The organism is Streptomyces sp. NPDC030820, from assembly GCF_055572075.1.
The window spans coordinates 223,488-236,853 of sequence record NZ_JBVIEB010000014.1; the positions used below are offsets into that span (position 1 = coordinate 223,488).

General features: G+C 71.9%; 11 protein-coding genes. 4 read left to right on the forward strand and 7 right to left on the reverse strand.

Annotated elements, in window-relative coordinates; genetic code table 11:
• Both ACZ418_RS33655 and ACZ418_RS33660 read right to left on the reverse strand, forming a co-directional pair.
• Window positions 1-978, reverse strand: a complete 978-nt coding sequence (locus tag ACZ418_RS33655; protein ID WP_468370719.1) for a sigma-70 family RNA polymerase sigma factor — start codon at window positions 976-978, stop codon at window positions 1-3.
• A gap of 61 nt (window positions 979-1,039) precedes the next feature.
• Complete coding sequence (locus ACZ418_RS33660) at window positions 1,040-1,183, reverse strand: hypothetical protein (RefSeq protein ID WP_468370759.1); 144 nt, start codon at window positions 1,181-1,183, stop codon at window positions 1,040-1,042.
• A 99-nt stretch (window positions 1,184-1,282) separates the two neighbouring features.
• Here ACZ418_RS33660 and ACZ418_RS33665 point away from each other — a divergent pair, with 99 nt between their 5' ends.
• Window positions 1,283-2,152: a transglutaminase-like domain-containing protein gene (locus ACZ418_RS33665; protein ID WP_468370721.1), complete on the forward strand. Its 870-nt coding sequence runs from the start codon at window positions 1,283-1,285 to the stop codon at window positions 2,150-2,152.
• Here the strand turns inward: ACZ418_RS33665 and ACZ418_RS33670 are convergent.
• Complete coding sequence (locus ACZ418_RS33670; protein WP_468370723.1) at window positions 2,118-2,669, reverse strand: DUF1697 domain-containing protein; 552 nt, start codon at window positions 2,667-2,669, stop codon at window positions 2,118-2,120. The genes ACZ418_RS33665 and ACZ418_RS33670 overlap by 35 nt on opposite strands.
• Window positions 2,670-3,093: 424 nt before the next feature.
• Here ACZ418_RS33670 and ACZ418_RS33675 point away from each other — a divergent pair, with 424 nt between their 5' ends.
• Window positions 3,094-5,352: an MMPL family transporter gene (locus tag ACZ418_RS33675; RefSeq protein ID WP_468370725.1), complete on the forward strand. Its 2,259-nt coding sequence runs from the start codon at window positions 3,094-3,096 to the stop codon at window positions 5,350-5,352.
• A gap of 336 nt (window positions 5,353-5,688) precedes the next feature.
• Window positions 5,689-6,552, forward strand: a complete 864-nt coding sequence (locus ACZ418_RS33680) for a phosphotransferase enzyme family protein (RefSeq protein ID WP_468370727.1) — start codon at window positions 5,689-5,691, stop codon at window positions 6,550-6,552.
• A 49-nt stretch (window positions 6,553-6,601) separates the two neighbouring features.
• Here ACZ418_RS33680 and ACZ418_RS33685 read toward each other — a convergent pair whose 3' ends face one another.
• From ACZ418_RS33685 to ACZ418_RS33700, 4 genes are all read right to left on the reverse strand, one after another.
• Window positions 6,602-7,327, reverse strand: coding sequence for an exonuclease domain-containing protein (locus tag ACZ418_RS33685; RefSeq protein WP_468370728.1), 726 nt, complete (start codon window positions 7,325-7,327; stop codon window positions 6,602-6,604).
• Window positions 7,328-7,428: 101 nt separating this feature from the next.
• On the reverse strand, window positions 7,429-8,667 hold the full coding sequence (locus ACZ418_RS33690; RefSeq protein WP_468370730.1) for an SAV2148 family HEPN domain-containing protein: 1,239 nt from the start codon (window positions 8,665-8,667) through the stop codon (window positions 7,429-7,431).
• Window positions 8,668-8,783: 116 nt separating this feature from the next.
• A complete protein-coding gene (locus ACZ418_RS33695; protein WP_468370732.1) occupies window positions 8,784-10,103 on the reverse strand; it encodes a copper amine oxidase in 1,320 nt (439 codons plus the stop codon).
• A 48-nt stretch (window positions 10,104-10,151) separates the two neighbouring features.
• A complete protein-coding gene (locus ACZ418_RS33700; protein ID WP_468370734.1) occupies window positions 10,152-10,955 on the reverse strand; it encodes a Tat pathway signal sequence domain protein in 804 nt (267 codons plus the stop codon).
• A gap of 196 nt (window positions 10,956-11,151) precedes the next feature.
• Between ACZ418_RS33700 and glgX the strand changes: the two genes are divergently transcribed.
• A complete protein-coding gene (gene glgX / locus ACZ418_RS33705) occupies window positions 11,152-13,263 on the forward strand; it encodes a glycogen debranching protein GlgX (RefSeq protein WP_468370736.1) in 2,112 nt (703 codons plus the stop codon).
• Window positions 13,264-13,366: the final 103 nt, after the last annotated feature.

The following is a 13,366-nucleotide window of genomic DNA, read 5'->3' on the forward strand; positions in this document are numbered from 1 at the left end:
TCACTGGTCCAATTCTGCGTCCGCGCCACCGGCCCCGATCCGCCCCGGGTCGACCGCCGCGATCTCCGTGGCGCGCAGGCGTTCCGGTTCCGCCACGACGTCGATCCGGATGATCCGGCCGTCCGCGCCGAAGGCGAACGCCAGCACCAGGCGCGGCCGCCCGTGCTCCACCATGACCAGGCCGAACTCACCGTCCAGCAGGGCGAGGCCGGTGAGCTGAGCGCGCGCCACGGCGACCATCGCCCCCTGGGCGACGGGCTCGGCGCCCTGCACGGTGATCGGTTCGGGGGTGGGCACGACCAGCGCGTCGGCGTGCAGCACCACGTCCGGGTCGAGCAGCGCGACCAGGGCCGTGAAGTCGCCGCCACGAGTGGCGGCCAGGAACGCCTCGACGGCCCGGCGACGGCGTACGGCGTCGGCGGCGGGCGCGGCGGGCCGGCCCTGGACACGGCGGCGGGCCCGGCTGGCGAGCTGCCGGGTGGCGGCCGGGGTCTTCTCGACCAGCGGGGCGATCTCCTCGAAGGGCACGGCGAACATGTCGTGCAGCACGAAGGCGACCCGCTCGGCGGGGCCGAGAGTGTCGAGGACGACCAGCAGCGCGACCCCGACCTGGTCGGCCAGCAGCGCCTCGCGGACCGGGTCGCCGGCCTCGGCGCCGGCCGCCGGGGTGTCCTGGGCGTGGCCGTAGGCTTCCAGGAACTCCTCGCGCCGGTTGCGGCGGGCGCGCAGCAGGTTGAGACAGACCCGGGTCACCACGGTGGTCAGCCAGCCGGTGAGGTTGTGTATCCCGTCGAGGTCGGCGTCCCGGGCCCGCAGCCAGGCCTCCTGCAGCGCGTCATCGGCCTCGGCGGCCGAGCCGAGCAGCCGGTGGGCCACGGCCGTGAGATGCCGCCGGTCCGCCTCGAACCGCTCGGCGAGCCGCCGCCCCGCGTCCTGCGTGACGTCGTCCGCCCCGGTCCCGCCCAGGAAGTCGTCCACCGCTCCCCCGCCCCTTGTACGTACACTCCACGTCCCACGAAACGCCGAACCGACCGGAAGATCAACTGCCGTGCGATGCAGCGGCGTCGGCCGCCATCGAACCCTCGGCCGCGTCGGCCGTCCGCACCAGCTCACGCCCGGCCTGGGCGAGCCGCCCGCCGACGGTCCCGCCGACCGCACCGGCCCCGATGGTGATGTGGCGCATGGGCAGAGCGTCGCACACGCGTACGTGGCCCTGCCCGTCAATCTCCCGGATGACGTGCGTGCTTGACCTTGCCCCTGGGGGAAGGCGAAGCGTGCGGGCATGGACGACTTCTACCTGCGGCAGACCCCGTACAGCGATCCGGGCGGCCTGGACGTCGCCGCCCTGCCCCGCGACCCGCGCCGGCTCACCGGGCTGGTGCGCGGGCTGATCCTGCACCGGCTGGAGGGCGAGCGCTTCGGGTGCGCCATTCCCGAGGAACGGCTGCACCACGACGCCGAGTCCCGGTACGTCACGGAGATCCTGCGCATCCTGCGCGAGCGCGGGTCCGGCCCGCTGACCGAGGAACGGCCGTACGAGCAGCGGTTCGTGGGCGTCTGCCGGGACTACGCACTGCTGCTGTGCTCCCTGCTGCGGGCCACCGGCACCCCGGCCCGCGTCCGGGGCGGGTACGCCGCCTACTTCGTCGCCGGCTTCCACGACGACCACTGGGTGACCGAGTACCGATGCCCCGACGGCTCCTGGCGGTTGGCCGACCCGCAGGTCCACGACGACCGCTACGGCGTGCCGTTCGACCCGCTGGACGTGCCGCGGGACCAGTTCATCGTCGCCGGGCAGGCGTGGCGGGCCTGCCGGGCCGGGGAGGCGGACCCGGACACCTTCGGCGTCTGGGGCGTACCGGAGCTGCGGGGTCTTCGGATGCTGGCCCACAGTGTCGTGCTCGACCTGGCCTGTGTGGCCGGCACCGAGACGCTTCCCTGGGACTGCTGGGGGCCATGGGATGCGGAGCGCCCCCTCACCCCGGACGAGCTCGCACTGCTGGACACGGTGGCCGCCGCCGGCACCGTCGAGGAGCAGCGCCGTCTGCACACGGACCCGAGGCTCGCCGTACCCCGTGAGGTCACCGCGCACACGACGTTCCTCGGGCGGCGGTCCGTCACGCTCCCGGAGCGGTCAGCTCGACCAGCTTGACCACCGTGTTCCAGTTCCGGCTCGTGGCGATCAGGCCTTGGGTCCGGGGGCGGCGGGACAGTACCTCGGCGAGCTTGGAGCGGCCGAGGCCCTCGGGGGCGTACAGGTACAGACAGCGGTCGCCGAGGCGGAACTCCTCGGGGAGGTGGGCGGCGGGGTCGATGTCCGCGAAGCGGTCCGGGGTGACGGGTGCGGAGAAGTACGTGACGTGCAGCTGTTTGGGCGCCAGGTCGGCGGCCGGGAACGGACAGGCCTCGGCGACCGCCTTCAGATAGGCGTGGTCGCGCACGATCACGTCGACCGGGAAGCCGAACCGCTCCTCGATCGCCCGGCTCAACTCCGCCGCGAGCGACTCCTCGTCGCCGTGATCGGCGGTGAACACGGCCTGGCCGCTCTGCAGATGGGTCCGTACGCCGGTGTGGCCGAGGCCGGTCAGCAGCGTACGGAGGTCGGCCATCGGCAGCTTCCTGCTGCCGCCGACGTTGATTCCGCGCAACAGCGCCGCGTAGGTCGTCATCCGGCCAGCGTAGAGCGGCCGTCGTGCCCCGTGGGGGTGGGCACGACGGCCGGGCCCGCGCGGGGCGGGGCTGCGCGAAACTCTCGCTGATCGGCGGGCGGCGGATCAACCTCTACACGCAGCTGTGACTTGATCAACAAAGTTTCGTCATCACAAACCGCCCCGCCGGCGGCAGAACGGACAACCCATGTCCGACGGCCGACGGGACAGGCCGGCGGAACAGGCTGCCGGACCCCGAGACGCGCCCCCGAGAAGTGCGGATAGGTGTAAGGGGCCACTGTCCTCCCCAGTGCTGACCGGCGGGCCGCCGAGTTCACCGGGCAGCACGACGTGACGCGTTTATCCAGCTCATACGGTCGTACCGGAGCAAGCGCAGACGTGGCGGCAGGGGGCCGCCACCGCACACGAGGGGATAGGACCCGCGATGGGGAACAGGGACGTGCCGGTGCGGGGGCTGGCCGCCCGCGCCGGCGGCTGGAGCGCCCGGCACCGCTGGGCGGCCGTCGGCATATGGGTGTTGTTCGTCGTGCTGGCCATGGGACTGGGCTCGGCGGCGGGCCGGGTCGACGTCGACGAGAACAACCAGCTCAAGGGCGAGACGCACACCGCCGCCCAGATCATCGACGACGCGGGGATCAAGGAGCCGGCCGGTGAGACCGTCCTGATCCAGTCCAGGGACGCCGGAGTCACGGCGACCGGCGCCGAGTTCCGCGCCGCCGTCGCCGACGTGGTGAAGGCGGTCGAGGGCACCGGGAAGGTCACGGCCGTGACCTCCCCGTACGAGACGCACACCATCTCCCGGGACGGCCGCAGCGCGCTGGTGCAGTTCGACATGCGCGGTGACGCCAAGACGGCCGTCGACCGGGTCGAGCCGGTGCTGAACGCGGTCGCCGGGGTGCAGAAGGCGCATGACTCGCTGCGGATCGAGGAGATCGGCGGCGCCAGCATGCAGAAGCAGTACAAGGACGCCTTCGGGGACGACTTCAAGCAGGCCGAGTACTCGGCGGTGCCGGTGGCCCTCGGCATCCTGCTGATCGCCTTCGGGGCCCTGGTGGCCGCGCTGCTGCCGGTGGGCCTCGCGATCACCGCGATCATGGCGACGATGGGTCTGATGGGCCTCGTCAGCCATCTGCAGCCGATGAGCGACACCGCCAACTCCGTGATGCTGCTGGTCGGTATGGCCGTCGGCGTCGACTACTGCCTGTTCTATCTGCGCCGTGAGCGCGAGGAGCGGCAGGCCGGGCGGGACGCGGGCACCGCTCTGCGGATCGCCGCCGCCACCAGCGGCCGGGCGGTCATCGTCTCCGGGGTCACGGTGTGCGTGGCGATGGCGGGCATGCTCTTCACCGGGCTCGCCGAGTTCGAGGCGATGGGCCTGGCCTCGCTGATGGTGGTCGCGGTCGCCATGGTCGGGTCGGTGACGGTCCTGCCGGCGCTGCTGTCGCTGCTCGGCGAGCGGGTGGAGAAGGGCAAGATCCCGTTCCTGAGCCGCCGCAACGGGAACCGGAAGCGGGCCGCGGACGAAGGCAGCCGGGTGTGGACCGCCGTCCTGCGCGCGGTGCTGGCCAGGCCGCTGGTCTCCGTCGTCGTGGCGGCCGGTGCGCTGCTGGCGGTCGCCGCGCCCGCGCTCGGCATGAAGACCCAACAGCTCACCCTGGACCAGGAGTTCGGAAAGTCGCTGCCGATCGTGCAGACCTACAACCGCATCAACGACGCCTTCCCGGGCGGCAGTGAGCCGGCTCAGGTCGTCGTCAGGGCCAAGGACATCAACGCGCCCGAGGTGCGGCAGGCGCTGGCCGACTTCAAGAAGCAGGCGATCGCCTCCGGCGCCTCGCGCGGCCCGGTCGACATCCGGGTGCACGACGCGCAGAACGTCGCCCTGGTCTCCGTGCCGCTGGTCGGCGGCTCCGACATGGACCGGGCGGTCGAGAGTCTGGACAAGCTGCGCGACGAGGTGCGGCCCGCCACGCTCGGCAAGGTGGCCGGCGTGCAGGCGCCGATCACCGGGCAGGTGGCCGGCAACCACGACTTCAACGACCAGCTGCTCGGCTCCGTCGTCCCGGTCTTCGCGTTCGTGATCGTGTTCGCCTTCCTGCTGATGCTGCTGTCGTTCCGCTCGCTGACCGTGGCCATCACCTCGATCGTGCTCAACCTGCTGTCGGTGGGCGCCGCGTACGGCATCCTCGTCGCCGTCTTCCAGCACGGCTGGGGTGCCTCGCTGGTGGGCGCGGCGGGGGTCGGCGCGATCGTGACCTGGCTGCCGCTGTTCCTGTTCGTGATCCTGTTCGGGCTGTCGATGGACTACCACGTGTTCGTGGTGTCCCGGATCCGCGAGGCCCGCATGAACGGCCGTACGACGAAGGACGCGATCCGGCACGGCGTGGTGACCACGGCCGGTGTCGTCACCAGCGCCGCGGTCATCATGGTCGCCGTGTTCGCGATCTTCGGCACGCTGTCGATGCAGTCCATGAAGCAGATGGGCGTGGGCCTGGCCGCGGCTGTCCTCATCGACGCGACGGTCATCCGCGGTGTGCTGCTGCCGGCCGTGATGGCCCTGCTCGGCGAGCGCAACTGGTACCTGCCGCGCTGGCTCCACTGGCTGCCGGACCTGACGCACGACGAGGCGCCGGAGGCGGTTGCCTCCCGGCCGGTGCGGGAGGAGGGGGAGCGGCTGCCGGTCTGATCCGGCGGGCCGGATGCAGCGCCTAGTCGCGGGCGGTTGAGAGCGCGCACGGGTGCGGGGGCGTGGGGGCTGATCACACAGGTCCCCGCGCCCCCTTCGGGGCGCTCGTAGCTGCGGGCAGTCGTGAGTGGGGGAGGCAGTTGACGGCCTGCGGCACGGCGATCATCGGCGTGGCGGTGGCCGGGTGAGCCCGGGCGGTGACGGGCCGCGGCCGGTCGACCTGTGCGAATGCGAGACTGGCCGGAGCGACCCGACCGGAACCGGCATGCGCCGGCACCCGCACGGCGGCGGCCGGGTCCGTTCAGGGCGCGGGACGACAGCGGGCACGGAGGCACGATGGACGAGGCACGGGCACGGGACGTACTGGCCACGGCGGGAGTGCTGCCCGGCCCGGCCCGGGACGCGGCTCTCCTCGCCCTCGGTGAGAACGCGGTGTTCGCCGCCGGTGATCTGGTGGTGAAGGTGGGCCGCGACGCCGAGTTGCTCGATCGGGCCCGGCGCGAGCTGGACATCGCCGGCTGGCTGGCCGAGGCCGGCGTGCCGGCGGTACGGGCGGCGGAGCCGAAGCCACGGCTGGTCGAGGGCCACCCGGTGACGGTGTGGCACCGGCTGCCCGAACCCGTACGGCCCGCCGAGCCGCGGGACCTCGCGAGGCTGCTGCGGACGGTGCACGCACTTCCCTCTCCGCCCTTCGCTCTGCCGCCCCGCGAACTGCTGGGCGGTGTGGAGCGCTGGCTGCGGCTCGCGGGCGACGCGATCGACCCCGAGGACGCCGCCTACCTCCGCGCGCGCCGGGACGGGTTCGCCAGGGCCGCGGCCGCGCTGACGCCTCATCTGCCGCCCGGTCCGATCCACGGGGACGCGCTGCCCCGCAATGTGCACATCGGGCCGGACGGGCCGGTCCTGGTCGACCTGGAGACCTTCTCGGCCGACCTGCGCGAGCACGACCTGGTGGTCATGGCCCTCTCCCGCGACCGGTACGGGCTGCCCGCCGAGGCGTACGACTCGTTCACCGGGGCGTACGGGTGGGATGTGCGGGAGTGGGAGGGGTGCGGTGTGCTGCGCGGGGCCAGGGAGACGGCCAGTTGTGCCTGGGTGGCCCAGCATGCGCCGAGCGATCCGAAGGCACTGGCCGAGTTCCGGCGGCGGGTGGGGTCGCTGCGCGACGGGGACGAGACCGTCCGGTGGTACCCGTTCTGAGGCTGTTTCGCGCCCACCCACTCACCCGCAGCCGAGAACGGCCCCCGGACTAAACAGGCTGGCTCTCCGTCAACTCCCGCAGCGGCCACGCCCCGTCCACCACCGCCCCCGCATCCCCCTTGCGGCGCAGAAACGCCTGGAAGTCCGCCGCCCATTCCGCATACCACTCGATCTGCCGCTGGTGAAGGTCGGCCGGAGCCAGGGACGCGATCTTCGGGTGGCGGTCGGCTATCGCGGACGCGAGGCGCGCGGCGGCGAGGGCGTCGGCCGGGGCGGTGTGGGCCGCGTCGAGGACTATGCCGTACTCGGCGCAGACCGCTTCCAGGTTCCGTTTGCCACGGCGGTAGCGGTCGACCCAGCGGTCGATGGTGTAGGGGTCGACGACCGGGGCGGGGGCGGCGCCGCCCAGGCGGTCGGCGAGGGACGGCAGGGCATGGCGGCGCAGCTCGGCCGAGAGCAGGGTGAGATCGAACGCGGCGTTGTAGGCGACGACCGGGACGCCCGCCTTCCAGTACCCCACCAGGACATCGGCGATGGAGTCGGCCACCCGGTCGGCCGGCCGGCCCTCGGCCGCCGCCCGCTCGTTGCTGATGCCGTGCACCGCCACCGCGTCCGCCGGGATCTCCACGCCCGGATCGGCCAGCCACTCCTTGCGTCCCATGGGCTCACCGGCCCTGACCTCGATCACTGCGCCGGTGACGATGCGCGCCTCACGCGGATCGGTCCCGGTCGTCTCCAGGTCGAAGCCGATCAGCAGCTCCCGGTGCCAGCCCATGGGCGGCCCCCCTTCTTGTGGTGCTTTCCCCCAGTGGCCTCCACCATCGCATGCGGCACTGACAATCCGAGGATCGCGTTCCGCTTGCTCCGGCGGACTGTTCACGACACGGGGCGTGAATCCGCCCAAGCGAGCTCGAACTCCTCGCGGTATGTCGGGAACAGCCCTGCTTCACCCATGTCATCCGACTTGACCAGCTTGCCGCCGTTGCGCAGCACCAGGACCGGCGACTCCATCCCGCGCGCGCCTCGCAGATAGGACTGCACCACGGCGATGCCGTCGGCGCCGTCGCCGTCCACCAGGTAGGCGGTGAAGCGGGGCGTCTCGTCGTAGACCTGGATCTCGAAGGCGCCCGGGTCGCGCAGCCGGGAGCGGACCCGGCGCATGTGCAGGATGTTCATCTCGACCGACCGGCTCAGTTCGCCCCGTTTCATCCCGAGTTCCCGCTCGCGGCGCTTGACCGAGCTGGAGGCCGGGTTGAGGAAGAGCAGCCGTACCCGGCAGCCGGTCTCGGCGAGCCGGACCAGACGGCGGCCGGAGAAGTTCTGCACCAGCAGGTTGAGTCCGATGCCGATGGCGTCGAGACGGCGGGCGCCGCCGAAGAGGTCCTCGGCGGGGAACTGGCGCATCAGCCGCACCCGGTCCGGGTGGACCGCGACGACGTCCGCGTACCGGTCGCCGACCAGGTCCTCGACCGCGTCCACGGGCAGCCGGCGCGCCGAGGGGACGTCACCGCCCGCGCCGAGCGTCTCCAGCAGCCGGGCGGAGGCGCGCTCGGCCTGGTTCAGGACCGCCTCGGACAGCGCCCGGTTGCGGGAGACGACATTGCGGGTCACCTCCAGCTCGTCCAGGGCGAGTTCGAGGTCGCGGCGCTCGTCGAAGTACGGCTCGAAGCACGGCCAGTGCTGCACCATCAGTTCGCGCAGCTGGGGAAGGGTGAGGAAGCTGAGCACATTGTCGTCGGCCGGGTCGAGCAAGTAGCCCTTGCGGCGGCTGACCTCACGGACGGCGACCGCGCGCTGCACCCACTCCTGCCCGGCCGGGCCGGCCGCGGCGACCACCCAGTCGTCCCCGTGGACGGGTTCGTAGATGGGCCGCAGTACGGCGGCCACGACCGCGCGCAGCCGCTGCTCGACGAGGTTCAGCCAGATGTAGGCCCGGCCGGCCCGCTGGGCGCGGGTGCGCACCTCGCGCCAGGCGTCGGGGCCCCAGTCCAGCTCCGGCCCGATGGACCCCGGGTCCATCGGGCGGGCCAGGGACACCGCGCCGGGCGGGACGTCTGCGGAGTTCCCCTCGTGACCCTCGTCACCAGGGGGCAGCTCCAGGCCTCCCGAGCCCACCCGCGCACCGCCTTCCGATCCCCCGGGCCTTTCCCGTCTCAACGATCAAGGAAGGGTACTCCGCGAGGGGTGGGCGGTGCAGCCGGATGGACAGGTCGGTTACCCGACCGTTCCCCTCAACTGCGCGGTTCCCAATGGCCGTTCTGCCATGCCAGGTCACCCGGAGTGAGCGGATTCATAGCGGTCACGTCCCGGGGGGCGATGGCGAAGCCCTGCCAGTGCACCGGCATGGGCTGCTGGTCCTCGTCCCGCGCGATGTGGTGAAAACCGACGTTCATCCAGATCACCGGGTGCGTCAGGGTCTGTCCGCCGACCCATCGGTCGACGGACGCGGGGTGCCCGCGGCCGCACTTCGGGTTGTTGCTGGCGAACAGTTCGCACGGGTCGTACTCGGTGACGTAGAGGTCGTGCTCGGTGAAGCCGCGGCCGAGGTATTTGGTGCTGGGTCCGGGGACGATCTCGTACGAACGTGCGTGTCCGTCCTTGTTCTTTCCGGTCGCGCTGACCACCCGCCACCAGCGGTAGTCCTTCAGGTCGCCGGCGAGTTCCCTGCCCACCTCGGTGCGCGTGGTCCTCGTGGTCGGGCCCTGCTGTCCGCCGGAACGCGGGCTCACGGCCGAGTCGTACTGCTCGACCTTCGTCTTCGACGAGCCGTCGAGGCCGAAGTCCAGCCGCCAGAAGACGTTGTGGCTGTGGCTGGTGGCATAGGCCTTGGCGCCCTTGCCGATGGGCCAGCCGCGTCCGTCGCCGGAGTCGTAGTCGTCCCAGGAGAGGCTGCCGGTCGCGCCGACGTTCATGCCGATCAGGCCGTCGTCCTGGAAGCGCCACTCGGTGATGTACTCGTACCAGCCGACCTGGTTGACGGTGTAGACGAGGAAGTCCTTGCCCTGGGCCTGGTAGACCTTGTCCGTGCCGAAGTCGTGCATGCGGTAGGCGTGGCCGCGGGCACGGGTGGTCGTGCACAGTCCCCTGACGTCGGGGTGCTGCGGGTCCACGGCGTCGGGGACCTTGACGGTCCTGATGGTGCCGCCGGGGCACTCGGCGGGCGACAGGTTCTGCAGCGACTGGGCGAAGTCCTCGTCCGTCAGGTCGCTGTACTCGTTCTTCCCGTCGTCGTAGGGGACGTGGATCTGGGCGAGTCGGGCGCTGTTCAGGACCTTGATCGGCTTGGGTTCGCCCTTGGGCTGGTAGCTGATGTCCTCCAGGACGAGACCGGCCTTGCTGTCGTAGTGCCAGCACATGCGCCAGGTCGTGCCGCCGGAGAGCTTCTGCTCGATGCGGTAGGCGGCGCTGCAGTCGGCGGCGGGCGCGGCGGCGGCCGTTGCCGGCCGGGCGGCGGCCGGTCCGGCGGCGGTCGTCGCGCCGGCGGCCAGCGCGGCCACGGTCAGGCCGACGGCCGCGGCTCTGCGGGCACGGCGGATTCCGTACTCGGGCATGGCGAAATGGCTCCCTGTCAGGAGATACAGGTCTGGGGAAACGTTCTGTCAGCCGCGGTCGAGGGTCGCGGCCTTGCGTGCGCTCAGGTCGATCACCAGGGACCTGGTGTCGATCCAGGAGCCGTTCCTGACCTTGGTGAACAGCCGGACGCACCGGTGCCGGCCGCACTGGTCGAGGACCGCCGGCTGGGCGCCCGGGGCGGCCCGGTAGACGCCGCCGCTCAGCAGCAGCTGGTCCGGGGAGGTGAGTTCCCTGCCGGTGGCGTCCTTGTAGTCCGCCTTCAGGCCCGCGCCGAGCGGGGAGGCGATCAGAAGCCGGGCGGCCTCGGCGTTCTCGTCCCGGCTCGGCGGCGGCTGGACGCCCCGCTGGGTGCCGGTCCGCTCGACCTTGCCGGTGTCCAGGTCGACGGTCCTGGTGACGAGGGTGTCGTTCCTGTAGTCGTAGAAGGTGATGTCGGCCCGTCGCGGCGCGTGCGGGTCGTCCGCCTCGCCGGGCTCGGGTTCGGCCAGGTCGACGCTCAGGCGCTGCGGTCCGCGGCCGCCGTCGACGTTCTCGCCCGTGGTCGGCAGCTGCTGGTTCAGGGCGATCTTCTCGGCCCGACGGATCTCGTCGTCGGTGAGCGGATCCCGGCCGGTGCCCCTGCCGCGCTCGGCGGGCGCCTGTTCGACGACACCGGGCCGGACCGCGTCCGGGCCCTGACCGGCCCGCGTACCGGCGCCTCGCGCTCCCGCCGAGGTGTCCGCCCCCGCCGTGCCCGGCAGGGTGATCGCGACCATCGCGGCGGTCCCCACCGTCGCGAGGGCCACTCCCGCCACTAACTTGCCCAGATGGCGGTGCACTGTCTCACGCACATTGTCCCCCTGCTCCCCGGGGTGCTCCGGGAGTACGTGTTGCCCCACTGGTTCGGCACACAACGGGTACGAGAGCCGCCGTATGCGCTGGTCGGTGGGTAAGAGGGACTTGGGACACGGGAGGTTCCGTCAATTCGGGGCGACTCGGGGGCCAACGCGCCCCCGGGGCGGCGGCACACCTGGGAGAGTCATAGCCATGCAGGTCTGGCCTGGAGAGGCGTATCCGCTCGGCGCCACCTATGACGGCGCCGGAACCAACTTCGCGGTCTTCACGGAGGCCGCGGACCGAGTAGAGCTGTGTCTGCTGCACGACGACGGCTCGGAGACCGCGGTGGAACTGCGCGAGACCGACGCGTTCGTGCGGCACGCGTACGTGCCGGGCGTGATGCCGGGGCAGCGGTACGGGTTCCGGGTGCACGGCCCGTACGACCCCGGGCGCGGGCTGCGCTGCAACTCCGCGAAGCTGCTGCTCGACCCCTACGCGAAGGCGGTCAGCGGCACGGTCCGGTGGGGCGAGGAGGTGTACGGCTATCACTTCGGCGCTCCGGACAGCCGCAACGACCTGGACTCGGCCCCGCACACCATGGCCTCGGTGGTGATCAACCCCTACTTCGACTGGGGCGACGACCGGCCGCCGCGCACCGAGTACCACCACACGGTGATCTACGAGGCCCATGTCAAGGGCCTGAGCATGCGTCATCCGGGACTGCCGGAGGAGCTGCGCGGCACGTACGCGGCGCTGGCGCATCCGGCGCTGATCGAGCACCTGACCAAGCTCGGGGTGACGGCCCTGGAGCTGATGCCGGTCCACCAGTTCGTGCACGACCACCGGCTGGTCGACATGGGACTGAGCAACTACTGGGGCTACAACACCATCGGCTTCTTCGCCCCGCACAACGCGTACGCCTCCTGGGGCGACCGCGGCCAGCAGGTGCTGGAGTTCAAGTCGGCGGTCCGGGCGCTGCACGAGGCCGGGATCGAGGTCATCCTGGACGTCGTCTACAACCACACCGCCGAGGGCAACCATCTGGGCCCGACGCTGTCCTTCAAGGGCATCGACAACCGGCAGTACTACCGCCTCACCGACGACCCCCGCTACTACATGGACACCACGGGCACCGGGAACTCGCTGCTCATGCGGTCCCCGCACGTGCTCCAGCTGATCATGGACTCGCTGCGGTACTGGGTCACGGAGATGCATGTCGACGGGTTCCGCTTCGACCTCGCGGCGACCCTGGCCCGGCAGTTCCACGAGGTGGACCGGCTGTCGTCGTTCTTCGACCTGGTGCAGCAGGACCCGGTGGTCTCCCAGGTGAAGCTGATCGCGGAGCCCTGGGACGTGGGCGAGGGCGGCTACCAGGTGGGCAACTTCCCTCCGCTGTGGACCGAGTGGAACGGCAAGTACCGGGACACCGTGCGGGACCTGTGGCGGGGCGAGCCGCGGGCGCTGGCGGAGTTCGCGTCCCGGCTGACCGGATCGTCCGATCTGTATCAGGACGACGGACGCCGGCCGCTGGCCTCGATCAATTTCGTGACCTGCCATGACGGCTTCACGCTGCACGACCTGGTCTCGTACAACGACAAGCACAACGCGGCCAACGGCGAGGACAACCGGGACGGCGAGAGCCACAACCGGTCCTGGAACTGCGGGGCGGAGGGCGAGACCGACGACCCGGAGGTGCTCGCGCTGCGCGCCCGGCAGATGCGGAACTTCATCGCCACGCTGATGCTGTCCCAGGGCGTGCCGATGATCAGCCACGGCGACGAGTTCGCCCGCACCCAGCGCGGCAACAACAACGCCTACTGCCAGGACAGCGAGCTGTCGTGGGTGCACTGGCCGGAGGACTCGGAGAGCGACCTGCTGGAGTTCACGCGCGCGATGGTGTGGCTGCGCCGCGACCACCCGGTCTTCCGCCGGCGCCGCTTCTTCCACGGCCGTCCGGTGGAGGGCACCCACGACGAGCTGTCCGACATCGCCTGGTTCACCCCGGAGGGCGCGGAGATGACCCAGCGGGACTGGGACTCGTCACGGGCGTCCGCCCTGACGGTGTTCCTGAACGGCAACGCGATCTCCGAGCCCGGCCCGCGCGGGGAGCGCATCACCGACGACTCCTTCCTGCTGATGTTCAACGCCTCCCCCGAGCCGCTGGACTTCCTGGTGCCGGTCAACCACGGCCGGCAGTGGCAGGTGGTCGTCGACACGGCCCGTCCGGACGGGGTGCCACCGGGATCCGGGCCGAAGGTCGGTGCGGGCGACCGGCTCACCCTGCCCGACCGCAGCCTGACGGTGCTGCAGCGGCCGACGTAGCCGGGGTCGGGGGGGGGGGGGGGGGGGGGGGGGGGGGGGGGGGGGGGGGGGGGGGGGGGGGGGGGGGGGGGGGGGGGGGGGGGGGGGGGGGGGGGGGGGGGGG